Origin of the sequence: Streptomyces sp. NPDC052036 (assembly GCF_040680495.1) — a bacterium.
Taxonomy (GTDB): Bacteria; Actinomycetota; Actinomycetes; order Streptomycetales; family Streptomycetaceae; genus Streptomyces.
On the sequence record NZ_JBFAWW010000008.1, the window covers coordinates 245,138 to 267,176 of the forward strand.

17 protein-coding genes and 2 tRNA genes are annotated in these 22,039 nt (G+C 69.7%); 12 read left to right on the forward strand and 7 right to left on the reverse strand.

Translation table 11 applies throughout. The annotated features are described in order from the left end of the window. Nucleotides 1-4: 4 nt before the first annotated feature. Complete coding sequence (locus AB0L95_RS14950; RefSeq protein ID WP_365161854.1) at nucleotides 5-1,078, reverse strand: ABC transporter substrate-binding protein; 1,074 nt, start codon at nucleotides 1,076-1,078, stop codon at nucleotides 5-7. A 264-nt stretch (nucleotides 1,079-1,342) separates the two neighbouring features. Next, nucleotides 1,343-2,533 carry an ROK family protein gene (locus AB0L95_RS14955; protein ID WP_365161856.1) on the reverse strand — a complete coding sequence of 397 codons (1,191 nt, stop codon included), beginning with the start codon at nucleotides 2,531-2,533 and terminating at the stop codon, nucleotides 1,343-1,345. Nucleotides 2,534-3,001: 468 nt separating this feature from the next. Here AB0L95_RS14955 and AB0L95_RS14960 point away from each other — a divergent pair, with 468 nt between their 5' ends. Continuing rightward, nucleotides 3,002-3,583 carry a biotin transporter BioY gene (locus AB0L95_RS14960; RefSeq protein ID WP_365161858.1) on the forward strand — a complete coding sequence of 194 codons (582 nt, stop codon included), beginning with the start codon at nucleotides 3,002-3,004 and terminating at the stop codon, nucleotides 3,581-3,583. A 203-nt stretch (nucleotides 3,584-3,786) separates the two neighbouring features. Here AB0L95_RS14960 and AB0L95_RS14965 read toward each other — a convergent pair whose 3' ends face one another. Continuing rightward, nucleotides 3,787-5,262 carry an amino acid permease gene (locus tag AB0L95_RS14965; RefSeq protein WP_365161859.1) on the reverse strand — a complete coding sequence of 492 codons (1,476 nt, stop codon included), beginning with the start codon at nucleotides 5,260-5,262 and terminating at the stop codon, nucleotides 3,787-3,789. A 273-nt stretch (nucleotides 5,263-5,535) separates the two neighbouring features. On the opposite strand from AB0L95_RS14965, the gene AB0L95_RS14970 reads away from it, so the two are divergent. Both AB0L95_RS14970 and AB0L95_RS14975 read left to right on the forward strand, forming a co-directional pair. Next, nucleotides 5,536-6,021 carry a ribose-5-phosphate isomerase gene (locus AB0L95_RS14970; RefSeq protein WP_365161861.1) on the forward strand — a complete coding sequence of 162 codons (486 nt, stop codon included), beginning with the start codon at nucleotides 5,536-5,538 and terminating at the stop codon, nucleotides 6,019-6,021. A gap of 97 nt (nucleotides 6,022-6,118) precedes the next feature. Continuing rightward, on the forward strand, nucleotides 6,119-6,928 hold the full coding sequence (locus AB0L95_RS14975; RefSeq protein ID WP_365161863.1) for a DNA-formamidopyrimidine glycosylase family protein: 810 nt from the start codon (nucleotides 6,119-6,121) through the stop codon (nucleotides 6,926-6,928). A 61-nt stretch (nucleotides 6,929-6,989) separates the two neighbouring features. Here the strand turns inward: AB0L95_RS14975 and AB0L95_RS14980 are convergent, their stop codons facing one another. Beyond that, a complete protein-coding gene (locus AB0L95_RS14980; protein ID WP_365161865.1) occupies nucleotides 6,990-8,219 on the reverse strand; it encodes a GNAT family N-acetyltransferase in 1,230 nt (409 codons plus the stop codon). A 150-nt stretch (nucleotides 8,220-8,369) separates the two neighbouring features. On the opposite strand from AB0L95_RS14980, the gene AB0L95_RS14985 reads away from it, so the two are divergent. Further along, complete coding sequence (locus AB0L95_RS14985; protein ID WP_365161867.1) at nucleotides 8,370-9,551, forward strand: PP2C family protein-serine/threonine phosphatase; 1,182 nt, start codon at nucleotides 8,370-8,372, stop codon at nucleotides 9,549-9,551. 183 nt (nucleotides 9,552-9,734) lie between these two features. Here AB0L95_RS14985 and AB0L95_RS14990 read toward each other — a convergent pair whose 3' ends face one another. Next, nucleotides 9,735-10,904 (reverse strand): acyltransferase family protein, encoded by a 1,170-nt coding sequence (locus AB0L95_RS14990; protein ID WP_365161869.1) that lies wholly within the window; start codon nucleotides 10,902-10,904, stop codon nucleotides 9,735-9,737. A 556-nt stretch (nucleotides 10,905-11,460) separates the two neighbouring features. Between AB0L95_RS14990 and AB0L95_RS14995 the strand changes: the two genes are divergently transcribed. Next, entirely contained in the window at nucleotides 11,461-11,655 is a 195-nt protein-coding gene (locus AB0L95_RS14995) for a hypothetical protein (RefSeq protein ID WP_311696973.1), read from the forward strand. A gap of 170 nt (nucleotides 11,656-11,825) precedes the next feature. Beyond that, a complete protein-coding gene (locus AB0L95_RS15000; protein ID WP_365161871.1) occupies nucleotides 11,826-12,401 on the forward strand; it encodes a hypothetical protein in 576 nt (191 codons plus the stop codon). A 482-nt stretch (nucleotides 12,402-12,883) separates the two neighbouring features. Here the strand turns inward: AB0L95_RS15000 and AB0L95_RS15005 are convergent. Beyond that, nucleotides 12,884-12,954: transfer RNA gene (locus AB0L95_RS15005), tRNA-Gly, on the reverse strand. 151 nt (nucleotides 12,955-13,105) lie between these two features. On the opposite strand from AB0L95_RS15005, the gene AB0L95_RS15010 reads away from it, so the two are divergent. From AB0L95_RS15010 to clpX, 5 genes are all read left to right on the forward strand, one after another. After that, nucleotides 13,106-13,182, forward strand: a tRNA-Pro gene (locus AB0L95_RS15010). Between the two features lie 212 nt (nucleotides 13,183-13,394). Beyond that, entirely contained in the window at nucleotides 13,395-14,783 is a 1,389-nt protein-coding gene (gene tig / locus AB0L95_RS15015; RefSeq protein WP_365161873.1) for a trigger factor, read from the forward strand. 472 nt (nucleotides 14,784-15,255) lie between these two features. Next, nucleotides 15,256-15,867, forward strand: a complete 612-nt coding sequence (locus AB0L95_RS15020; protein WP_365161915.1) for an ATP-dependent Clp protease proteolytic subunit — start codon at nucleotides 15,256-15,258, stop codon at nucleotides 15,865-15,867. Between the two features lie 154 nt (nucleotides 15,868-16,021). Beyond that, nucleotides 16,022-16,702, forward strand: coding sequence for an ATP-dependent Clp protease proteolytic subunit (locus tag AB0L95_RS15025; protein ID WP_365161875.1), 681 nt, complete (start codon nucleotides 16,022-16,024; stop codon nucleotides 16,700-16,702). A gap of 182 nt (nucleotides 16,703-16,884) precedes the next feature. Next, nucleotides 16,885-18,171, forward strand: coding sequence for an ATP-dependent Clp protease ATP-binding subunit ClpX (gene clpX / locus AB0L95_RS15030; protein WP_365161876.1), 1,287 nt, complete (start codon nucleotides 16,885-16,887; stop codon nucleotides 18,169-18,171). A gap of 96 nt (nucleotides 18,172-18,267) precedes the next feature. Here the strand turns inward: clpX and AB0L95_RS15035 are convergent, their stop codons facing one another. Continuing rightward, on the reverse strand, nucleotides 18,268-19,230 hold the full coding sequence (locus tag AB0L95_RS15035; protein WP_365161878.1) for a hypothetical protein: 963 nt from the start codon (nucleotides 19,228-19,230) through the stop codon (nucleotides 18,268-18,270). A gap of 139 nt (nucleotides 19,231-19,369) precedes the next feature. On the opposite strand from AB0L95_RS15035, the gene AB0L95_RS15040 reads away from it, so the two are divergent. Beyond that, nucleotides 19,370-21,994, forward strand: a complete 2,625-nt coding sequence (locus AB0L95_RS15040; protein ID WP_365161880.1) for a valine--tRNA ligase — start codon at nucleotides 19,370-19,372, stop codon at nucleotides 21,992-21,994. Nucleotides 21,995-22,039 lie beyond the last annotated feature (45 nt).

Consider the following 22,039-nt stretch of genomic DNA (forward strand, 5'->3'; position numbering starts at 1 on the left):
GCGCTCACCTCCGGTACTCCGCGGACACGGCCTTCGCCGCGAGGCCCTCGAAGCGCCGGTCGAAGAGCGAGCGGACGTCGAACTTCTTCACGAAGCCGCCCTCGGCCAGCAGATCGGCGGTCTCCTGCTCCCAGGCGATCGCCTCGTCCCAGCTCGGCGGGAACAACGGCTTGTTGGCGAGCCTGGTGATGGACTCGGCCTGGGCCAGGGTCAGGTTCTGCGTCCCGACGTAGAACTCCCGGTTCCAGAGGTCCGGGTGCTCCCACTGCCACACCTGGCCCTTCGCCCACTGCGGGATGTACGCGGCGATCGCGGCGGCCTTCGCGGGGTCGTTCAGCACCGGGGCGGGCGCCCACAGGAGATTGAGCAGGTCGACCACCTCGGTGGGGACCGTCCGGGCGCCCTTGGACGCGTACAGCTTCAGATACGCCGGCGCCTGGTTGTTGGCGAGCGGGGCGACGTCCACCTGGCCGGACTGCAACGCGGTGAGGAACTGGTTGCTGGTGAGCGGCACCAACTGGACGTCGTCGTACCTCAGGCCGGCCCTCTTCAGCGCGCGCAGCAGCACGACTCCCTGGGCCTGCCCCTGGGAGAAGGCGAGCTTCTTTCCCTTGAAATCCGCGACGGTGCGGATGTCGCTGCCGGGCTTCGTGGCGAAGAGATAGTTGGGCTTGCGGGTGATGTCGATCGCGACGATCTTTGCGTCGAAACCCTGATAGTGCGCCTGGATCGGCGGGATTCCCGCGTTGTTGGCGAGGTCGAGCGACTTGGCGCGGAAGGCGTTGATCACGTCCGGTCCCGCCCCGATGTTCACCCAACTCGACACGGTGAACGGCAGCGCGCGAAGGTGCGCCAGTTTGAACTGCAATTGCTGGACGTTCTGGTACGAGGCGATCTTCAGGCTCGTACCGGCCGGGACCCGGTCCGCGAGCGGGGCCGAGGAGGCCCCGGCCCCCGAGGTCCCGGCCGCGGCGCTGCTTCCCGCGCAGCCGGTCAGCCCGGCGGCACCGGCGGCGAGACCGAGCACAGAGGTGAGGAACAGACGCCGGTCGACACCGGACGCGGGCGGAGAAGGCATGGGAGGACTCCCTGGTTCACAGGACAGGCGTGACGTGACAGAGGAATTCCGGGCTCGACACAGCCCGGGAAAGGAAATCGCGGGGAGCGAGGAGAAGAGAAAGCAAAGGAAGGTGAAGGCGCCGCAGAGCATCGCCTGACGAGACGTCAGGGTGTCAATGTGTCAGCAACAAAGGGTGCGACAGATCATGCGCGGGCTCATGAACACGATGCTCCCGGCCCCGAAGAGGCGTGTCAACATTCCGAGTTTCTGAATTAATTCCGATCAGGTGGAGGCGCCCAGCGGATCCCTGTAGAGCACGTCCAGAGCCACCGAGCCGCCCGCCACGGCCAGTACGGAACCCGGGAAACTCGTCGGCAGGACCGCCGCCGCCCGGTCCGTTCCGACCGCCTCTCGCAGTGCCGACAGACAGTCCTCCCGGTGCATCACGCCGACCTCGGTGACCACGACCGTCTCCGGATTGAGCACGTCGAGCAGCAGCCCAGCCGCCCGCCCGGTCGCCCGCGCCCGGTCCACCAGCAGCCGTACGGCCGCCCGGTCGCCGGCCGCCGCCGCGGTGACCAGGTGCATCGGGTTCGCCCCGTCGATGACACCCGCCTCCCGGGCCCGCCGGCACAGCGTCCGCTCGCTCAGCTCGACCTGGAGGCAGCCGACGCGTCCGCAGTCGCACGGCTCGGTCCCGCCCGGTACCGGCAGATGGGAGATCGCCCCGGCCTGGGAGCGCGGCCCGTAGTGCACCTGGCCATGGGTGGCGAAGGCCGCGTCGACCACGTTGCCCACGAACAGATGCAGCACACTGCGGCTGCCGCGCGCCCGCCCGAACAGTCGCTCCCCGTTGACCAGGGCCCGCGCATGCCCGTCGATGTGCACCGGCAGCCCGGTGGCGGCGCCGAGCAACTCCCGCACGGGCACCTCCCGCCAGCCCAGCAGCGCATGTTCGACGATGGTCCCCGAGTCCCGGTCCACCCAACCGCCGGCCGCCACCCCCACCCCCAGGGGCGTGCCCGCCTCGCTGCCCGTGAGCAACGCCCGCAGCCCGTCGGCGGCCCGCGTCAGCACCCGCTCCGGGTCGGTGTGCTCGTGCGCGAGCCGCCGCTCGATCAGCACCCGCCCGCGCAGGTCCAGCAGGGCGACGGTGGTGTACGGCACCGCCACATGCACCCCGCCCACCACGAACCGGGAGTCGTCGAGGTCGACCGGTACATGCGGACGGCCCACCCCGCCCGAACGCCGGGGCGCCGCCGCCTCACGGATCAGCCCGATGTCGGTGAACCGGGCGCAGTAGTCCGTCACCGACGCCGGCGACAGCCCGGTGAGCCGGGCGATGGTGCTGCGCGCCACCGGTCCGTGTTCCAGCACGGACCGCAGGACGACGCTCGCGTTGGTCCTGCGCCGGTCGCGGGCGGCTGCACGGGGCACGGGGGAGGGGGCGGGGAGGCTTGCGGTTCGGGGCATGGGGCTTCCTCAGGGAACGGGTCCGACACTGCGCCGTCTTCGAACACTGGAGGCGCGCCGGAGCCGCTCCGCCCGCCTCACAGCAGGGGGCGACAGGTGGCCGTGCCCTGGCGTCGCAGGTCGACATAGCGACGCGACGTGAGATTCCGGGCCTGGGCAACCATGGGCTCGAAGCTAGCAAAACGGTTCACCACTGCCCAGACGGCGACCGACGGGCGAGACGGGAGCCCTGAGGAGTGCCATGCGGTTGGTGAATCCCTACAGTTGCCCTCGGGCGGAGCCCACCAGTGTCACCGCCGTCACCTCAGTGACCGGAATCACGCCGCATCGTGTGTAAGCCCCGGTTTTTGTGCACAGCCCACCAACTCCCGGATCCGGCCTTTGTCGAGCGCTGACGGTGATCGGCTCACCGGCCCTGGGATAGCGTCACGGTGTCCCGAACCGTCCCCACCGCCGGAGTGAGTTCCCATGAGCACCGCCACCGCCACAGTTGCCCGCCCCGGCGAGGTCCTCGCCGACCTGCTGCCCGCCTCCCGCGTGCGTGACGTCGCCCTCGTGGTCGGCGGTGCCGCGCTCACCGGACTCGCCGCGCAGCTCTCGGTGCCCGTGCCGGGCTCCCCGGTGCCGGTGACCGGCCAGACCTTCGCCGCGCTGCTCGTCGGCACGGCGCTCGGCGCCCGCCGCGGCTTCCTGTCGCTCGCCCTGTACGCGCTGGCCGGTGTCGCCGGCGTGCCGTGGTTCGCCGGCGGCGGCTCCGGTGCCGCCGCCCCGTCCTTCGGCTATGTCCTCGGCATGCTGCTGGCCTCCGCCGCCGTGGGCGCCCTGGCCCGCCGCGGCGCCGACCGCTCGGTGCTGCGCACGGCCGGCGCGATGCTGCTGGGCGAGGCGATCATCTACGCGGTCGGCGTCCCGTACCTGGCGCTGGCCACCGGTATGTCCGCGCACGCCGCGATCGCGGCCGGGCTCACCCCGTTCCTGATCGGCGACGCCCTCAAGGCGGCCCTGGCGATGGGCCTGCTGCCCACCGCCTGGAAGCTCGTCAGGAAGTGACGTAACCGCACCATCCGAGATCCCGCGGTACGGGGGCCGGGCAGCACGCCCGGCCCCGCCGTTTTCGTACGGCACCCCCGAGCCCGGACCCCGTTCGTCCCCGGAAACACAGAAGGGCCCCGCGGCCTTACGCCGCGGGGCCCTTCCCTTACGCCTTGTGCTGTGGCCTTTCCGGTCGCAGCACCAGCTCACTCACCTGCTGATCAGGCGCCGACCTCGGCCCGCGCCTGCTCCGCGTCCACCGTGGCGTCGGCGGTCCGGCCGCCGCCCAGCTTCTGCTTCACCACGGCGATCACGAGCACGACCGCCGCCACGAGCAGCGACAGCAGCACCGTCTCGCGTCCGTCGTGCTCGGTGTCGGTCAGCATGTAGCCGAGGACGAACACGATCAGTGCGGCGGCGGCCCAGGTCAGGTACGGGTACAGCCACATCTTCACGACCAGCTTCTCCGGTGCCTCACGCTGGATGATCTTCCGCATCCGCAGCTGCGAGAAGCAGATGACCAGCCAGACGAACAGGGCGACCGCACCGCTGGAGTTCACCAGGAAGAGGAAGACGGAGTCCGGGAACTTGTAGTTGAAGAACACCGCCAGGAAGCCGAAGAGGACGGAGACGACGATCGCCGCCATCGGCACGCCACGGCGGGTGGTGCGGGCGAAGGCCTTCGGCGCGTCGCCGCGCCTTCCCAGCGAGAAGGCCATGCGGGAGGCCGTGTAGAGCCCGGAGTTCAGACAGGACAGCACCGACGTCAGCACGATGAAGTTCATGATCTCGCCGGCGTGCGCGATCCCGAGGGAGTCCAGGGCGGCGACGTAGGAGCCCTTGTCCTTGATCGACGGGTCGTTCCACGGCAGCAGGGAGACGACCACGAGGATCGAGCCCAGGTAGAAGACGCCGATGCGCCAGATGATGCTGTTGGTCGACTTGGTCACCGCACGCTGCGGGTCCTCGGACTCGCCGGCCGCCAGCGTGGCGATCTCGCTGCCCATGAACGAGAAGACGACGAGCAGCACACCGGTGAGGATCGCCCCGGGACCGTGCGGCAGGAAGCCGCCGTGCGCGGTCAGGTTGCTCAGTCCCGCCTTGTCGCTGTGCACGCCGGGCAGCACACCGAAGATGGCGAGGGCGCCGACCACGATGAAGGCACCGATCGCCACGACCTTGATCCCGGCGAACCAGAACTCGAACTCACCGTAGGAGCCGACGGAGACCAGGTTGGTCGCGGTCAGCACGATCATCACGATGAGGGCCCAGCCCCACTGGGGCACGGCGGGGATCCAGCTCTGGAGGATCTTGGCGCCCGCGGTGGCCTCCACGGCCAGCACGACCACCCAGAAGAACCAGTACAGCCAGCCGATCGAGAAGCCGGCCCAGCGGCCGAGGGCGCGGTCCGCGTGCGCGGAGAAGGAGCCGGAGGTGGGGTTCGCGGCGGACATCTCGCCCAGCATGCGCATCACCAGCACCACGAGCGTGCCGACGAGGGCGTAGGAGAGCAGGATGCCGGGGCCGGCGGTGGCGATTCCGCTACTGGATCCGACGAACAGGCCGGCGCCGATGACGCCGCCGATGGCGATCATCGACAGATGGCGGTTCTTGAGTCCGGCCTGGAGACCGCCGTCGGGTTCTCCGGCGGAGCCGGGAGCATTTCCGGCCTTGGTGGGGGTCGGCTGCGAGGTCATGAAGGAAATTTCCTTTGAGCCGGGTGTACGGGGATGTGGGGGACACACGCACGTACGAACGCGGGCCCCGTACGGGGGCGAGGGCGCCAGAAGTACGGGGGCTCATACGAGCGGTGTACGAGCCGGTCCAGTGAATCGGAGGCGAAGAAATTCGGAAACCTTTGAATCCGGATTGTTACTTGAGGTTTTCTTGAGCTTCAATGGTGTAGCTCACATCTATTTCGCCCGGAACCCCGCGAAGCCGACCGACGGCAGGCGTGACACACTCGGGTCATGCGCGTGTATCTCGGCTCCGACCATGCCGGCTTCGAACTGAAGAACCACCTCGTCGAGTGGCTCAAGTCCGCCGGCCACGAGCCCGTCGACTGCGGGCCCCACATCTACGACGCCCAGGACGACTACCCGCCGTTCTGCCTCCGCGCGGCGGAGCGCACCGCGGCCGACCCCGACTCCCTCGGCATCGTGATCGGCGGCTCGGGCAACGGCGAGCAGATCGCCGCGAACAAGGTGAAGGGGGTCCGTGCGGCCCTCGCCTGGAGCGAGGAGACGGCGTCCCTCGGCCGCCAGCACAACAACGCGAACGTCGTCGCGGTGGGTGCGCGCATGCACACGCAGGACGAGGCGACGAAGTTCGTCGAGACGTTCCTGGCGACGCCGTTCTCGGGTGACGAGCGGCATGTGCGGCGCATCGACATGCTCGCGGACTACGAGACCACGGGCGACCTGCCGCCGATCCCCGCCCACCACCCGCAGGACTGACCGCCCGCCCGGCGTCCGGGGTGCCTGAACCGGGGCCGGGGTGCCCCTGCGGCGCCCCGGCGTCCGGCGTGCCGATGATCTGAAAGGTGGGGCAAGGGTGCCGGAGGGGCACACGATTCACCGGCTGGCCGAGGACTACGCCGCACGGTTCGCCGGCGGCCCCGTCACCGTCTCCAGCCCCCAGGGCAAGTTCGCCGACGCCGCCGCCCTGCTCGACGGCGCCGCACTGCACACCGCCGACGCCCACGGCAAGCACCTCTTCCTCGGCTTCCGCGGCGGCGACTGGGTGCACATCCACCTCGGCCTGTTCGGCAAGGTCACCTTCGGCGACGCCCCCGCGCCCCCGCCCACCGACACGGTCCGCCTCCGCCTGGCGAACCCCGCCTCGTACGTCGACCTGCGCGGCCCCACCACCTGCGCGCTGATCACGGACGAGGAGAAGGACGCGCTGCACGCCCGTCTCGGCCCCGACCCGCTCCGCGACGACGCCGACCCCGCGGCCGCCTACCGCCGCGTCTCCCGCAGCCGTACGACCATCGCCGCGCTGCTCATGGACCAGAAGGTCATCGCCGGAGTCGGCAACGTCTACCGCGCCGAGGTCCTCTTCCGGCACGGCGTCGACCCCTACCGCCCCGGCAAGGACATCTCCCCGGCCGAGTGGGACACGATCTGGGCCGACCTCGTCGGCCTGATGCGCGAGGGCGTCCGCAACAACCGCATCGACACCGTCCGCCCCGAACACACCCCCGAGGCCATGGGCCGCCCGCCGCGCGTGGACGACCACGGCGGCGAGGTGTACGTGTACCGCAGGGCGAACCTGTGCTGCCATGTCTGCGGGGGCGAGATCCGCACCGCCGGTCTCGCCGCCCGCAATCTCTTCTGGTGTCCGGGCTGCCAGAAGAGATAGCCGCCCGGCCGGGGCCCGAACCGGCGCCGTCGGGACCGGGACCGGGCCGCTGCCGGTTGCGTCAGAACCCGTGCGGCAGCCAGGGCGCCACCGTCGAGCCGAACGCGAGCGACGCCTCCGCCAGCGCCCCCTGCCGCAGCTCCCTCACCCGTCCGGCCGCCGCCAGCGTCGTGAGCGACACCCCGCCCAGGTACGCCGACCCCAGCTCGCGTACCGACAGGGCGAGATCGGCGGCGTCCGTCGTGCGCGCACAGGACGCGCCCTTCGCGTCCCCGATGAGCCGCCAACGCCCCTCGTTCCACGGACAGAAGGCGTCCGCCACCTCGAACACCACGTCCACCGGCGCCTGATATGTCCGCGCCTGAAGCGCCGCGCCGACGTCGACGAGTCGTACGTAGAGCGCGTCCCGCACTCGCGGCGTGCACCGCCGGATGTCGGACACCAGATGCTGCCAGGCCTCGTCCACCGGCCGGCCGTGCACGGCCAGCGTCGTCGTCAGATCGATGCCGAACAGGAAACGCCACAGCGCCGCGTCCGTCGCCGGATCGAGCGCGGCCAGATCCGACAGGGTGACCGTGCCGTTGTGCCCGGTGACGCCCCAGTCGAGCCGGGTGCGAAAGCGCGTGTACCCCGTGATCTCGCCGTCCCGCTCGGCGACCACACACTGCAACGCCGACGCCCCGTCCCGTCCGCCCGGCGGGTCGAGCAGCGCCACCCGCTCCCAGCCGGGCTCCCGCGCCGGCATGCCGGGGCGGCCGGGCACCAGCCGCGCGTACACCGCCTCGCACGCGTCGAGGACGTCGGCGGGCGCCGCGTACCGCAGTCGTACGTCATCCGTGCCGGGCGGAACGGACAGGTGCACCCGGCTCGTGTCGATCTCCGCGCCGAGCTGGAAGGTCCCGACGCCGTACCCGAACCTGCCGTAGATCGCCGGCTCGGACGCGGTCAGCACCGCGAGCGGCTCGCCCCAGTCACGGATGTCGTCCAGCTGTCGGCGCATCATCGATGTGAGCACCCCGCGCCGGCGGTGCGTCGCCGCGACGCCCACCATCGTGATGCCCGCCGTCGGGACGGGGGCGCCGCCGGGGACCGTGAGGCGGAAACGGTACGCCCCCGCCGTGCCCACGCACACCTCTTCGTCCCATACGCCCAAGGAACGGTCGAAATCGGTGAGTTCCTTCAACAGCGCCTGCTCTTCGGCCGATTCCTCCGTCCCGCCGAAGGCCCGGACGAGATTGCCGTACCAGTCGTCCCACTCGTTCTGCCGCAGCACCCGCACGTCCGTCGTCATAGACCATGCCTACCAGGGCAATGCGGGACGAGCGAGTGGATTTCCCCCCGGTCACAAGGGCCCGGTTCCTGTGAAGTTGAGCGCTCGGACGGGGGACAAGTGGGACCTCCCGTGCCAAGCACCTGGTCCGATGGATAGGGTCCCGAATCAATGGCAGCAGGACGAGAGCGGCGCGGAGAGGCCGAGACGTTCACGGCCCGGTTGAGGAAGCAGTGGCACCGGGCCCGCACCGGCATGCGCAGATCCGCCGTGGACTACTTCCGCGGGGACGGCTCGGACTGGGTGGCGCTGGCCGGTCTGCTGCTGATGGTTCCCCTGATCGCGGCCACCACCCTGGTCGATCCCGTCTGGTGCTCGCCGGCCGTGCTCGTCCTGCCGATCGTCGCCGGCGGTCTGCTGCTGCGCCCTTCCAGCCTGCTCGGTCTGTACGCCGCGGCGGCCACCGCGCTGATCGTCGAGTCGGTCAAGCTCGGCCCGTACACGGAGGGCCCGTCCCGGGTCACCCCCGGGATCGTGCTCGTGGTCGCGGCCTGCGGGTTCTTCGGGCTGCTGATCGCGCAGTTCCGCAGCCGGGTCGGCGTGCCCTGGCGGCGCGGCGGCACCATGCTCTTCGACCTGCGCGAACGCATCCGGGTCCAGAGCAAGCTGCCGAAGCTGCCGCTCGGCTGGCACCGCGAGATGGCGCTCAGACCCGCGGGCGGACAGTCGTTCTCGGGCGACTTCGTGGTCGCGGCCCGCACGAACGGGGGCCGCACCCTGGAGGTCGTCCTCACCGATGTCTCGGGCAAGGGTATGGACGCCGGCTCACGCGCCCTGCTGCTGTCCGGGGCGTTCGGCGGACTGCTGGGCTCGCTCCCGCCGCACGCCTTCCTGCCCGCCGCCAACGGCTATCTCCTCCGTCAGGACTGGGACGAGGGCTTCGCGACCTCCATCCATCTGGTCCTGGAACTGGAGTCGGGCGACTACGAGCTGTACTCGGCCGGCCATCCGCCGGGCCTCCAGCTCAGCGCGGGCAGCGGCCGCTGGGAGGAGAAAGTGGCGGAGGGCCCGCTCCTCGGGGTCTACGACGGCGCCCAGTTCGACTCCGTGAAGGGCACCCTGCGCCCCGGCGATGTGCTGATGCTGTTCACGGACGGCCTGGTGGAGACGGCCGACCGCGACATCGTCGAGGGCATGGACCGCCTCATGGGCGAGGCCGACCGCTATGTGGCGGGCGGCTTCCGCGGGGCCGCCTGGCATCTGATCGAGGCAGTGGCGAAGGACGTCAACGACGACCGGGCGCTGCTGCTGATCTGCCGGGAGGGCCCGACGGCCCAGGCAGTGATCCGCTGACTCCGGTGACCCGCTGAACCCGCTCATCCACTGAATCCGCTCAATCCGCTGGACGCGGCGACACACGAAGACCGCCTCCGCGCCCGTGTCCCTGGCGCGGAGGCGGTCCTGTCCTCGATCCGGAAGCGGTCGGAGGCGGTGCGGGGGGTGCCTTCGTACGATGCCGGGCGGCGGGCCCTGCGCTCAGGCCGTCGCCCGTTCGCGGGCCAGCGCCGCCGCGTCCCTCTGGAACGCCCAGTCCATCCGCGGCTCCATCGCGAACCGGAACACCCGGCGCACCGGGGGCGTGCACAGCAGCGTCACCACCGCGCCCGCGAGCAGCGTCACGACCACCTCGCCCAGGGGCCGGTGCAGCCAGGCCGCGTCGTACCACCCCTGGTAGTCGGCGCCCTTCACGAAGAAGCCGTGCAGCAGATAGCCGTACAGCGTGCCCGCGCCCAGCGTCGTGAACCACATCTTCCGGCCCGGCACCCAGGCGAAGAAGCAGGCGGTGAGGAGCAGCGAGCAGCCCAGCAGCGCGAGCACCATCAGCGGGCCGCACCACCACGGCGCGCCCAACTCCTGTGCGCTGTCGCGGTGGTAGAACCAGCCCGGGTTCATCCGCGGTACCGCCCACCACGCCACGGCGAGCGCACCGGCGAACACCGGCACCGCCAGGATCCGCACGACGCGGCGCCGTACCAGCTGGAAGTGCTCTTGCTTCATGGACAGGCCGATGACGAAGAACGGCAGGAACTGCAGCACCCGCTGGAGGTCGAGGTCGTCACCGATGTCGGGGGAGACGGACGCCAGCATGGCGATCACGACGGCCAGCGGGACGGGGTGGCGGACCAGCTTCCAGAGCGGGGTGGTCATCCGCCAGATGAAGAGCGCGGCCAGGAACCAGGTCAGATACCAGGGGTCGAGCAGGCTGATCGGCAGGCTGGGCTCCCCGCCGACGGTGCGTTTGAAGAGGACGTACGCCGTCTCGAACACGACGTACGGCACCAGGACACCCGTCACCAGCCGCTTCAGCCGGTCGGGGCGCATGTCGAAACTGCGCGAGAAATAGCCGGAGATGACGATGAACGCGGGCATGTGGAAGGCGTAGACGCACATGTACGCCGCCTGCAGGACGTGGCTGCCGCCCTTCAGCGGTTCCCAGGAGTGGCCCATGGCCACCAGCACGATCGCCAGGTACTTGGCGTTGTCGAAGAAGGCGTCACGCTGCTTCGCGGGCGGCTCGGCGGGTTCTGCGGTACGCGGACTCGGGACTCCGTCCGCGGGGGACCGCACCGGGGGGAGGGGCGCGCGTGCGTGCGGTGCCGACGATGGGCCTGTTGCTCTTGAGGAGGACGAGGCGGCGTGGAACATCTGAGGCACCCTAGCGTTGTCTGCGGGCTCTCGTAAAACCCTGGATGCGAATATTGGTTATCCCCTGCGGGTACCCAGGATTCGATGGGTTGGGCATTGCGGCGGCGTGTTCTGCCACACACTGCTGATCACTCGGGGAAACGCTCGGAGTTCCGCCGATTTTCTTACCGCATACGGGTGTTGTGTCCACATTCATGCCGACTAAAGAGGGCATATCGCCCGCGGGTGACTCTGGCGGAATGTCTGAAGATGGCGGCCGTGAACGGGACATGAGGAAGACATGAGAGGGTTATTCGAATTACCTGCGAACGCGATGTGTGGGCATGGAAACGATCGGAGGTAATTCCTGCCGGGCATCCCCCGAATTGCTGTGCGGGAACCCCGAGTTAACGATCGTTCGGCGATGCGCTCGCGCGGCCCGCGCGGCTGAGGGGACCGACGATGCCTCACGGGCCGCATAGGGCGGGCCTGTTGGTGGCACCATGGTTCTGGCGGGGGTGCGAGGGGTTGGCGCCCCCGGGCCGGGAGAGCGGACCGACCGAGGGTGTGATCAGTTGTGGCCATTTCACTGTCAGTGGTGCTGCTGTTGGCGATCATCCTGGTGGTGTTGATCCGAGGGGGCTCGATCAAGGCCGGTCCGGCGATCGTGGCGATCCTGTTCGGCTTCTTCCTCGCCTCGACCGGCATGGCCCCGTCCATCAGCCGCTTCCTGAACTCGATAGCGGAGACCATCAACTCGATCAGCTTCTGATCGATCAGGTTCCGACCGGACGCGGCAGGCGCGGCCCCGCCGGACGCGCTCCGCTCCATCCGTCGTGCGGAGCCGATCGGAGCCGCCCCCAGCCGGTCGGCCCCGGCCCGGACCCGCCCTGTACCGTCACCTGACGTCTGTACGGGATTCCCTGGTCAGAGGAGCGACGCATGGCACCGGTGATCTCGAACCACGGGCCGTCGCGGCCGGTGAGCCCGGCCCGGGCGTCGGCGTACCTCGTCGTGTTCGTGCTGATCGGGATGGGGCTGATGGCCTTCGGCGGCTACCAGGCCGGCCACGCCCTCGGTCTGCTGGGCGAGCCCGGCAGGCTCACCGTCGCCTCCTGCGCGGAGGCCGGCCGGGTGAAGCCCGAGATCCGCTGCACCGGCACCTTCCGCCCGGACGGCGGCCGCTCCCTCGACCCGGCGGCCCATATCGTCGTGAACCCGTCCCTGGCCGCGGGGGAGAGCATCCGCCTCGACCGGGTGCACACCGGCTCCTATGTGCGGATCAGCCCGGCCCGCGCCGAGGGGTACGCGGCGCTGACCCTGTTCGGGGCGGCGCTGTTCGCCTTCGGAGGGGCCGGATTCGCCTCCCGGACGAACCCCTCCGGCCGACCCGAGTTCCGCGCCGGCCCCACCGGCAGCGCAGGGCTCCGCGTCGGGCAGGCAGGGGTCGTTCTGCTGCTGGGCGCGGGGCTCTGTCTGATCATCGCGTTCCTGAGCCCGCTGCTGGGCGGCGACTGAGCCGCGTAGCCGGTCCGGAAGACGGCGCGCATGCGCCCCTGCCGACCTGCCGAGACGCCGACCTGGACCGAAGAACAGCCGGGCCGGCTCCACCTCATCCGTCCTGCTGCCGCCGTCTGCGGCGCAACCCCCCGGCGCCGACGACGGCGAGGAAGAAAGTGCCGCCCACTGTCAAAGGGAGGCGAGCGGCGAACGGCCCCAGAGGGGGTCGTTCAAGGAAGGCCCGATCGAACGCAATTCCGATCAGGGCGGCTGCCAGCGTGATCGCCCATAAAAGCAGTACGAGCAACCATGCGCTCCGGCTGCTCAGCCAGGAAGTCATCGGATCATCATGCCCCGACGTACCGCCGACCGCAGCCCCCTCGCCGACCCGGATGCGCCACGAACGGGCACGCGGCGGGCACGCAAGGGCGGATCAAGGTCCGAAACGCATCAGGGCCAGACAGAGGATCAACCCTCCGACCTGGCCCTGAGCCATACAGAGCGGGCGACGGGAATCGAACCCGCGTAGCTAGTTTGGAAGACTAGGGCTCTACCATTGAGCTACGCCCGCAACGGACGCGCCGCAGGTCAGTGACCGCGGCACAGGAGGCATCGTAGCGGGTCGCCCGCCCCGTAGGCCAACGCGTCGGTCCGTGCCGCCGCCGGTCGGCAAAGCGGCCGACGTGGCCTGTTCGGGCATGTACCCTACGTGTCGCACCAGACGGGGTGTGGCGCAGCTTGGTAGCGCGTCCGCTTTGGGAGCGGAAGGCCGTGGGTTCAAATCCCGCCACCCCGACCAACCGGCAGGCGCCGTCCGGCCCCGCCTCGCATGATCGCCTTTTGGGGCGCCCCGCGGCTCCGGTTACTATGCAAGCTGCGCGCCCGTGTGTCTGCACTGCCATGTCTCTCAGGCAGGGGCCCGCTGATCCGCCGAAGGCAGCGCCCGTCAGGGCGCGGCAACTCGGCAGAACCCGCAGAACCCCAAGAAGTCAGCCACAAGGAGACCGAACCGTGAAGAGCGCCGTCGAGACCCTGAACCCGACCCGGGTTCGGCTCACTGTTGAGGTGCCCTTCGAGGAGCTCAAGGACAGCCTCGACGCGGCGTACAAGAAGATCAACCAGCAGGTCACGGTGAAGGGCTTCCGCAAGGGCAAGATCCCGGCCCGCGTCATCGACCAGCGGTTCGGCCGCGGTGCGGTGCTGGAGGAGGCCGTCAACGACGCGCTTCCCAAGTTCTACACCGAGGCGGTCAACGAGGCCGAGCTGAACCCGCTGGGCCAGCCCGAGGTCGACATCAAGGAGCTGAAGGACAACGAGGTGCTGTCCTTCACCGCCGAGGTCGACATCCGCCCGACCATCGAGATCCCGGACTACTCCGGCATCGAGGTCGAGGTCGACGCGGTCGAGGTGACCGACGAGGACATCGAGAAGTCTGTCGAGCAGCTGCGCGAGCGCTTCGCGTCGACGACCCCGGTCGAGCGCGCCGCCGAGGACGGCGACGTCGTCACCATCGACCTGGAGGCCAAGGTCGACGGCGAGGTCCTGGAGGACGGCGTCGCCAGCGACGTCTCGTACACCATCGGCTCCGGTGAGCTGCTGGACGGTATCGACGACGCCGTGAAGGGCCTCTCGGCCGGCGAGTCGGGCACCTTCGCCTCCGAGCTGAAGGGCGGCTCGGCGGCCGGCCAGGAGGCCGAGGTGACGGTCAAGGTCACCCAGGTCGCCGCCCGTGAACTGCCGGAGCTGGACGACGAGTTCGCGCAGCTCGCGTCCGAGTTCGACACGCTGGAGGAGCTGAAGGCGGACAGCCGCAAGCGCCTCGCGAACATGAAGCAGTACGACCAGGCCACCCAGGCCCAGGAGCGTGTCCTGGACAAGCTGCTGGAGCTGGTCGAGGTCCCGGTCCCCGAGAAGCTCCTCGAGGACGAGATCAACACCCGTAAGCACAACCTCGAGCACCACCAGCTCGGTCAGATGGGCCTGACCCTCGACCGCTACCTGGAGATCCAGGGCAAGACGGCCGAGGAGTTCGAGACCGAGACGCGCGAGGCCGCGGTCAAGGGCATCAAGACGCAGTTCGTGCTCGACGAGCTCGTCAACAAGGAGAAGCTCAACGTCAACCAGGAGGAGCTGACCGAGCACCTCATGCGGCGTGCGGCCTCCTCCGGCATGTCCCCCGACCAGTTCGCCCAGGCGGTCGTCGAGGGCGGCCAGGTTCCGATGCTGGTCGGCGAGGTCGCCCGCGGCAAGGCCCTGGCGGTCGTCGTCGAGGCCGCCACGGTGAAGGACACCAACGGCGAGATCGTCGACCTGGACGACGAGGACGAGGCGGAGGGCTCCACGGAGACCGCTGAGGCCGCCGAGGCCGCCGAGGCCGCCGAGGAGAAGCCGGAGGCGTAACCCTCCTGGACCACCGGCCCCACTCTCGCTGGGGCCACCGGCCACCGACGGGCCCCGGGACGCACCACGCGTCCCGGGGCCCGTCTCCATAGGCCGCCGTAACCCGCCATGAACCGCCGCGAGGGGGACCGCGCCCCCGTGGCCGCAAGGGGCCCGAGCGGCCCCGGGCGCGGCCGATCGGAGGCGGCCCACAGCCGTCGGGGCTACCGTGATCTCACAGGGGTCCGGGGCGCGGTTCGTGACGGCCGTCGGCCACCGGTCACCGCACAGCCAACCTCCATGCGCTGACAGCGAACACCCGCGGAAGCGGGATGGCACCCGACTGCCTGCGCGTTAGGGTCCATGAATACGAGGGCAGGGGAGTCCCCGAAGCCGCCCCGCAGGGGGACGCGCGGGGTCCCACGCCCCAGCAGAACACGTGAGACGGCTCCGCGCCGTCGTAAGACGAGCAGGTGGATACGTGACGAATCTGATGCCCTCCGCCGCCGGCGAGCCTTCCATCGGTGGCGGCCTCGGTGACCAGGTCTACAACCGGCTGCTCAACGAGCGGATCATCTTCCTCGGCCAGCCGGTGGACGACGACATCGCCAACAAGATCACCGCACAGCTGCTGCTCCTTGCCGCCGACCCGGACAAGGACATTTACCTGTACATCAACAGCCCTGGTGGTTCCATCACGGCGGGCATGGCGATCTACGACACCATGCAGTTCATCAAGAACGACGTGGTGACGGTCGCCATGGGCATGGCGGCCTCCATGGGCCAGTTCCTGCTCAGCGCGGGCACGCCGGGCAAGCGCTTCGCCCTGCCCAACGCCGAGATCCTGATCCACCAGCCCTCGGCCGGCCTCGCCGGCTCCGCGTCGGACATCAAGATCCACGCCGAGCGGCTGCTGCACACCAAGAAGCGCATGGCAGAGCTCACCTCCTTCCACACCGGCCAGTCGGTCGAGCAGATCACCCGTGACTCGGACCGCGACCGCTGGTTCGACGCGGAGGAGGCCAAGGTGTACGGCCTGATCGACGAGGTCATCACCACTGCTGTCGGCATGCCGGGCGGCGGAGGCACCGGGGCAGGCTCGTAAGGGCTCAGCGGGCCTCGTACGGCCGGTAGAGACTCCTGGCGCAGCCGGGGGTCCCAGGCCGCCCGGTAGGCCCGTGACGGCCCCACCGGGCCCCGTAACGGCCCCAGCGCCCCTCAGCCCCCAGCCACCGCCTCAGCCCTTCTCAGGAGACATCGTGAACGACTTCCCCGGCAGCGGCATCTACGACCGCGCGCGCGCCGAGTACACCGGCCCCTCGGCCGAATCCCGTTACGTCATCCCGCGCTTCGTGGAGCGCACCTCGCAGGGCATCCGCGAGTACGACCCGTACGCGAAGCTCTTCGAGGAGCGCGTGATCTTCCTGGGCGTCCAGATCGACGACGCCTCGGCCAACGACGTCATGGCGCAGCTGCTGTGCCTGGAGTCGATGGACCCCGACCGGGACATCTCGGTCTACATCAACAGCCCCGGCGGTTCCTTCACCGCGCTCACGGCCATCTACGACACGATGCAGTTCGTGAAGCCGGACATCCAGACGGTCTGCATGGGCCAGGCGGCCTCCGCCGCCGCGGTGCTGCTGGCCGCGGGCACCCCGGGCAAGCGCATGGCGCTCCCGAACGCCCGTGTGCTGATCCACCAGCCCTACAGCGAGACCGGCCGCGGCCAGGTCTCCGACCTGGAGATCGCCGCCAACGAGATCCTCCGGATGCGCTCGCAGCTGGAGGAGATGCTGGCGAAGCACTCGAGCACGCCGATCGAGAAGATCCGCGAGGACATCGAGCGCGACAAGATCCTCACGGCCGAGGACGCCCTGTCGTACGGCCTGATCGACCAGATCATCTCCACCCGGAAGATGAACAACAGCTCGGTCCGCTGAGGCGTATCACCGCCGGACCCGTATCTTCTGCCGCCCCTTGGCACGGTTTGAAACGGTGCACGTCAAAGTGAACCGTGCCAAGGGGGGCCCGAACGGGGGGCCCGGCAAGGTACCGTCGGACATAAGGCAGCACCAGGAGCCGCTGGACGTAAGGCGTCTCCCAGGCGAAGGGGAAGCACACCGTGGCACGCATCGGTGACGGCGGCGATCTGCTCAAGTGCTCGTTCTGCGGCAAGAGCCAGAAGCAGGTCAAGAAGCTCATCGCAGGCCCCGGTGTGTACATCTGCGACGAGTGCATCGATCTCTGCAACGAGATCATCGAGGAAGAGCTCGCGGAGACGAGCGAGGTGCGCTGGGAGGAACTCCCCAAGCCCCGCGAGATCTACGAGTTCCTCGAGGGGTACGTGGTCGGCCAGGAGGCAGCCAAGAAGGCCCTGTCCGTCGCGGTGTACAACCACTACAAGCGGGTCCAGGCCGGTGAGAACGGCGGGGCCCAAGGCCGCGACGACGCCATCGAGTTGGCGAAGTCGAACATCCTGCTGCTGGGCCCCACGGGCTCCGGCAAGACGCTGCTCGCCCAGACCCTGGCCCGCATGCTGAACGTGCCGTTCGCCATCGCCGACGCGACGGCGCTGACGGAGGCGGGTTATGTCGGCGAGGACGTCGAGAACATCCTCCTGAAGCTCATCCAGGCCGCCGACTACGACGTCAAGAAGGCCGAGACGGGCATCATCTACATCGACGAGATCGACAAGGTGGCCCGCAAGAGCGAGAACCCCTCGATCACGCGCGACGTCTCCGGCGAGGGCGTCCAGCAGGCCCTGTTGAAGATCCTGGAAGGCACGACGGCGTCGGTGCCCCCGCAGGGCGGCCGCAAGCACCCGCACCAGGAGTTCATCCAGATCGACACGACGAACGTGCTGTTCATCGTGGGCGGCGCGTTCGCGGGCCTGGAGAAGCTCATCGAGTCCCGGGCCGGCGCGAAGGGCATCGGCTTCGGCGCGACGATCCGCTCCAAGCGCGAGCTGGAGTCCAAGGACCAGTTCGAGGACGTCATGCCCGAGGACCTGGTGAAGTTCGGGATGATCCCGGAGTTCATCGGCCGTCTCCCGGTCATCACGTCGGTCCACAACCTCGACCGCAAGGCCCTCCTGCAGATCCTGGTGGAGCCGCGCAACGCCCTGGTCAAGCAGTACCAGCGGCTGTTCGAACTCGACGGTGTGGAGCTGGACTTCGAGCGCGAGGCCCTGGAGGCCATCGCGGACCAGGCCATCCTCCGCCAGACGGGCGCCCGCGGTCTGCGCGCCATCATGGAGGAGGTCCTCCAGGCGGTGATGTACGAGGTGCCGTCCCGCAAGGACGTGGCCCGCGTGGTCATCACCGCCGACGTGGTCCTGTCGAACGTGAACCCGACCCTGATCCCGAGGGACGCCCGCGGCCGGGGACCGGGGGAGCAGAAGACGGCGTAACCACCGTCCGGGTCGTCGGACGTGGAAGGGGCCCCGGCCGATCGGCCGGGGCCCCTTCCACGGTGCGATCGTCGCCGTCGTGTCCTCGGCGACGCGTCAGGCCTTGACGCGCACGTCGTCGCGGAGCTTGGCGGCGAGGTCCGCCGTCTCGTCGACGGTGCCCCCGTGGCCGGCGGTCAGGGAGGCGAAGCTGAACGCCGTGACGTCGGCCACGGTGCTGTGGTCGCCCCAGATGCAGATGGGCATGGTGAAGCTCTTCGCGGTACCGCTGCCCGACGCCTCGTCGTTCTCGAACTGGGCCAGCTGGCACTTCATGATGGCGCCGGAGAAGCCGGACGGGTGCACCGTCTCCGGGCTGCCGAGCAGCTTGCCCTTGTCCGTCTTGTCCTTCTGGGACTCCGCCTTGATCTTGGTGAACATGGCATCCACGACGGCCTCGGGGTTGTCGATGGTGCCGTAGACGCCACCGAAGGTGAGGTTCTTGACCGAGAGACCCGTCCCCTTCTCGTATCCGGCGCTGACGTCCTTGGGGTTCTTCACCCCCCACTTCTCGAACTCTGCGAGGTCGTCGTCGCTCATGGCGTCCGGGAAACCGCTGCTGTCCGCCTTCTTGTAGGTGCCGCCGACGACCGTCGCCGGCGTCGTCAGCTTGTGCGGGCCGTCGTCGGCGACCGAGCCGCCACTGCCGCCGAGCACCAGATACGCGCCCACCGCGATCGCCGCCACGACCGCCACCGCCGCGACGATCAGCACCGTCTTCTTCTTGCCGCCGCCCGGCGCCGGCGGCTGCGGTACGCCGTAGGACTGCTGGCCGTACGGAGGCTGCCGGCCGTACGGCGGCTGACCTTGGGGCTGGGCCGGAGGCTGGCCGTAGGGCTGGGGCGCGGGCGGCTGCTGGGCGTACGGGTTCTGCTGGGGCGGGACACCCGGCGGGGCCTGCTGGGGATAGCCGTAGCCGGGCTGGGGCGCCCCCGGCTGCTGGCCGTAGGGGCCCGGCTGACCGTACGGTCCGGGCTGCTGGGGCGGTCCGCCGTACGGGCCCGGCTGGTTGCTGCTCATCGTCTGGGTTCCCCTCCAGATGCTTATGCGTATCCGACATCCTGACGCAAGCGGAGGGACACGACGGGGCCGGGGGGGGCGCACCGTCACCGAAGAATCCCGTTTCGGGACGGGGCCGTGACACCTCTAAACTGACTCCGTGACCGACAACGCTCAGCAGCAGCCAACAGCGCCCGCCACCGAACTGCCGACCCAGTACGCGCCGGCCGACGTAGAGGGGCCGCTGTACGAACGCTGGGTAGAGCGAGGTTACTTCGAGGCGGACGAGAAGAGCGACAAGCCGCCGTACACCATCGTCATCCCGCCGCCGAACGTCACCGGCAGCCTGCACCTCGGGCACGCGTTCGAGCACACCCTCATCGACGCCCTGACCCGCCGCAAGCGGATGCAGGGCTACGAGACGCTGTGGCAGCCCGGCATGGACCACGCCGGCATCGCCACGCAGAACGTCGTGGAGCGGGAGCTGGGCAAGGAGGGCAAGTCGCGCGACGACCTCGGCCGTGAGGCCTTCGTCGAGCGCGTCTGGCAGTGGAAGGCCGAGTCCGGCGGACAGATCTCCGGGCAGATGCGCCGCCTAGGCGACGGTGTCGCCTGGTCCCGTGAACGCTTCACCATGGACGAGGGGCTCTCCCAGGCTGTCCAGACCATCTTCAAGCGGCTCTACGACGACGAGCTGATCTACCGCGCCGAGCGCATCATCAACTGGTGCCCGCGCTGTCTGACCGCGATCTCGGACATCGAGGTCGAGTACCAGGACGACGACGGCGAGCTGGTCTCCATGAAGTACGGCGAGGGGGACGACACCATCGTCGTCGCCACGACCCGTGCCGAGACCATGCTCGGCGACACCGCCGTCGCGGTCCACCCCGGGGACGAGCGTTACCAGCACCTGATCGGCAAGCTCATCAAGCTGCCGCTGACCGACCGCTCCATCCCCGTCGTCGCGGACGAGCACGTCGACCCCGAGTTCGGCACCGGCGCCGTCAAGGTGACCCCGGCCCACGACCCGAACGACTTCGAGATCGGCCAGCGCCACGGCCTGCCCGCCATCACCGTGATGGACGAGCACGCCGTCATCACCGTCCACGGCCCCTTCCAGGGCCTGGACCGCTTCGAGGCCCGCTCGGCCATCGTCGCCGCCCTGCGCGCCGAGGGCCGGATCGTCGCCGAGAAGCGGCCCTACGTCCACTCCGTCGGCCACTGCTCGCGCTGCAAGACCACGATCGAGCCGCGTCTGTCCATGCAGTGGTGGGTCAAGGTCGGCCCGCTCGCCAAGGCCGCCGGTGACGCGGTCCGCGAGGGCAAGGTCAAGATCCACCCCCAGGAGATGGAGAAGCGGTACTTCGACTGGGTCGACAACCTCCACGACTGGTGCATCTCGCGGCAGTTGTGGTGGGGCCACCGCATCCCGGTCTGGTACGGGCCCGGCGGCGAGGTCGTCTGCGTCGGTCCGAACGAGGAGCCCCCCACCGGCGAGGGCTGGCACCAGGAGACCGACGTCCTCGACACCTGGTTCTCCTCCGGCCTGTGGCCGTTCTCCACGCTGGGCTGGCCCGAGCAGACCGAGAGCCTCGCGAAGTTCTACCCGAACTCCGTCCTGGTCACCGGCTACGACATCCTCTTCTTCTGGGTCGCCCGGATGATGATGTTCGGCCTGTACGCGATGGACGGCACCCCGCCGTTCCACACCATCGCCCTGCACGGCATGGTCCGCGACCAGTTCGGCAAGAAGATGTCGAAGTCCTTCGGCAATGCGGTCAACCCGCTGGACTGGATGGACAAGTACGGCTCCGACGCGCTGCGCTTCACCCTGGCCCGCGGCGCCAACCCCGGTGTCGACGTCCCGATCGGCGAGGACTGGGTCCAGGGCTCCCGCAACTTCGCCAACAAGATCTGGAACGCCACGCGGTTCGCCCTGATGAACGGCGCGACGGTCGAGGGCCCGCTGCCCGAGGCCTCGCGCATGTCGGCCACGGACCGCTGGATCCTGTCCCGGCTGAACTCGGTGGTCGCCGAGGTCGACGCGCTCTACGACGACTTCCAGTTCGCCAAGTTGTCCGACGCCCTCTTCCACTTCGCGTGGGACGAGGTCTTCGACTGGTACGTCGAGCTGTCCAAGACGACGTTCCAGGCGGGCGGCGAGCCGGCCGAGGTCAGCAAGCGCGTCCTCGGCGAGGTCCTCGACGTCACGCTGAAGCTGCTGCACCCGGTCGTCCCGTTCGTCACCGAGACGCTGTGGACCACCCTCACCGGCGGCGAGTCGGTCGTCGTCGCCGAGTGGCCCAAGGACAGTGGCTTCCGGGACGCGGCCGCCGAGCGGGAGATCGAGACCCTCCAGTCGGTCATCACCGAGGTCCGCCGCTTCCGCGCCGACCAGGGCCTGCAGCCCGGCCAGCGCGTCCCGGCCCGGCTGAGCCTCGACGGCACGGCGCTCGCCCCGCACGAGGCCGCCATCCGCCAGCTGCTGCGGCTGCAGCCGGAGGGCGAGGGCTTCACGGCCACGGCCACCCTGCCCATCGCGGGCGCCACGGTCGCGCTGGACCTGTCCGGCACGATCGACGTGGCGGCGGAGCGCAAGCGGCTCGCCAAGGACCTGGCCGCGGCGGAGAAGGAGCGGCAGCAGGCCGAGGCCAAGCTCGGCAATGAGGCCTTCCTCGCCAAGGCGCCGGACCAGGTGGTCGACAAGATCCGCACCCGGCTCGCCAAGGCGCAGGAGGACATCACGCGGATCCAGGCCCAGCTGGACCGGCTTCCCGCCGCCTGAGCAGGTCCCGACCGTCGCCCGACGGTGAACCCAAGGCCCCCGGCA

Excerpts from the sequence above, each read along its gene's own strand:
- AB0L95_RS15035 (WP_365161878.1), bottom strand. The coding sequence starts at position 19,230 with ATGAGCAGCAACCAGCCGGGCCCGTACGGCGGACCGCCCCAGCAGCCC.
- AB0L95_RS14980 (WP_365161865.1), bottom strand. The coding sequence starts at position 8,219 with ATGACGACGGACGTGCGGGTGCTGCGGCAGAACGAGTGGGACGACTGG.
- AB0L95_RS15020 (WP_365161915.1), top strand. The coding sequence starts at position 15,256 with ATGCCCTCCGCCGCCGGCGAGCCTTCCATCGGTGGCGGCCTCGGTGAC.
- AB0L95_RS14955 (WP_365161856.1), bottom strand. The coding sequence starts at position 2,533 with ATGCCCCGAACCGCAAGCCTCCCCGCCCCCTCCCCCGTGCCCCGTGCA.
- AB0L95_RS14960 (WP_365161858.1), top strand. The coding sequence starts at position 3,002 with ATGAGCACCGCCACCGCCACAGTTGCCCGCCCCGGCGAGGTCCTCGCC.
- AB0L95_RS14970 (WP_365161861.1), top strand. The coding sequence starts at position 5,536 with ATGCGCGTGTATCTCGGCTCCGACCATGCCGGCTTCGAACTGAAGAAC.
- AB0L95_RS14990 (WP_365161869.1), bottom strand. The coding sequence starts at position 10,904 with ATGTTCCACGCCGCCTCGTCCTCCTCAAGAGCAACAGGCCCATCGTCG.
- AB0L95_RS14985 (WP_365161867.1), top strand. The coding sequence starts at position 8,370 with ATGGCAGCAGGACGAGAGCGGCGCGGAGAGGCCGAGACGTTCACGGCC.
- AB0L95_RS15000 (WP_365161871.1), top strand. The coding sequence starts at position 11,826 with ATGGCACCGGTGATCTCGAACCACGGGCCGTCGCGGCCGGTGAGCCCG.
- AB0L95_RS14950 (WP_365161854.1), bottom strand. The coding sequence starts at position 1,078 with ATGCCTTCTCCGCCCGCGTCCGGTGTCGACCGGCGTCTGTTCCTCACC.
- AB0L95_RS14965 (WP_365161859.1), bottom strand. The coding sequence starts at position 5,262 with ATGACCTCGCAGCCGACCCCCACCAAGGCCGGAAATGCTCCCGGCTCC.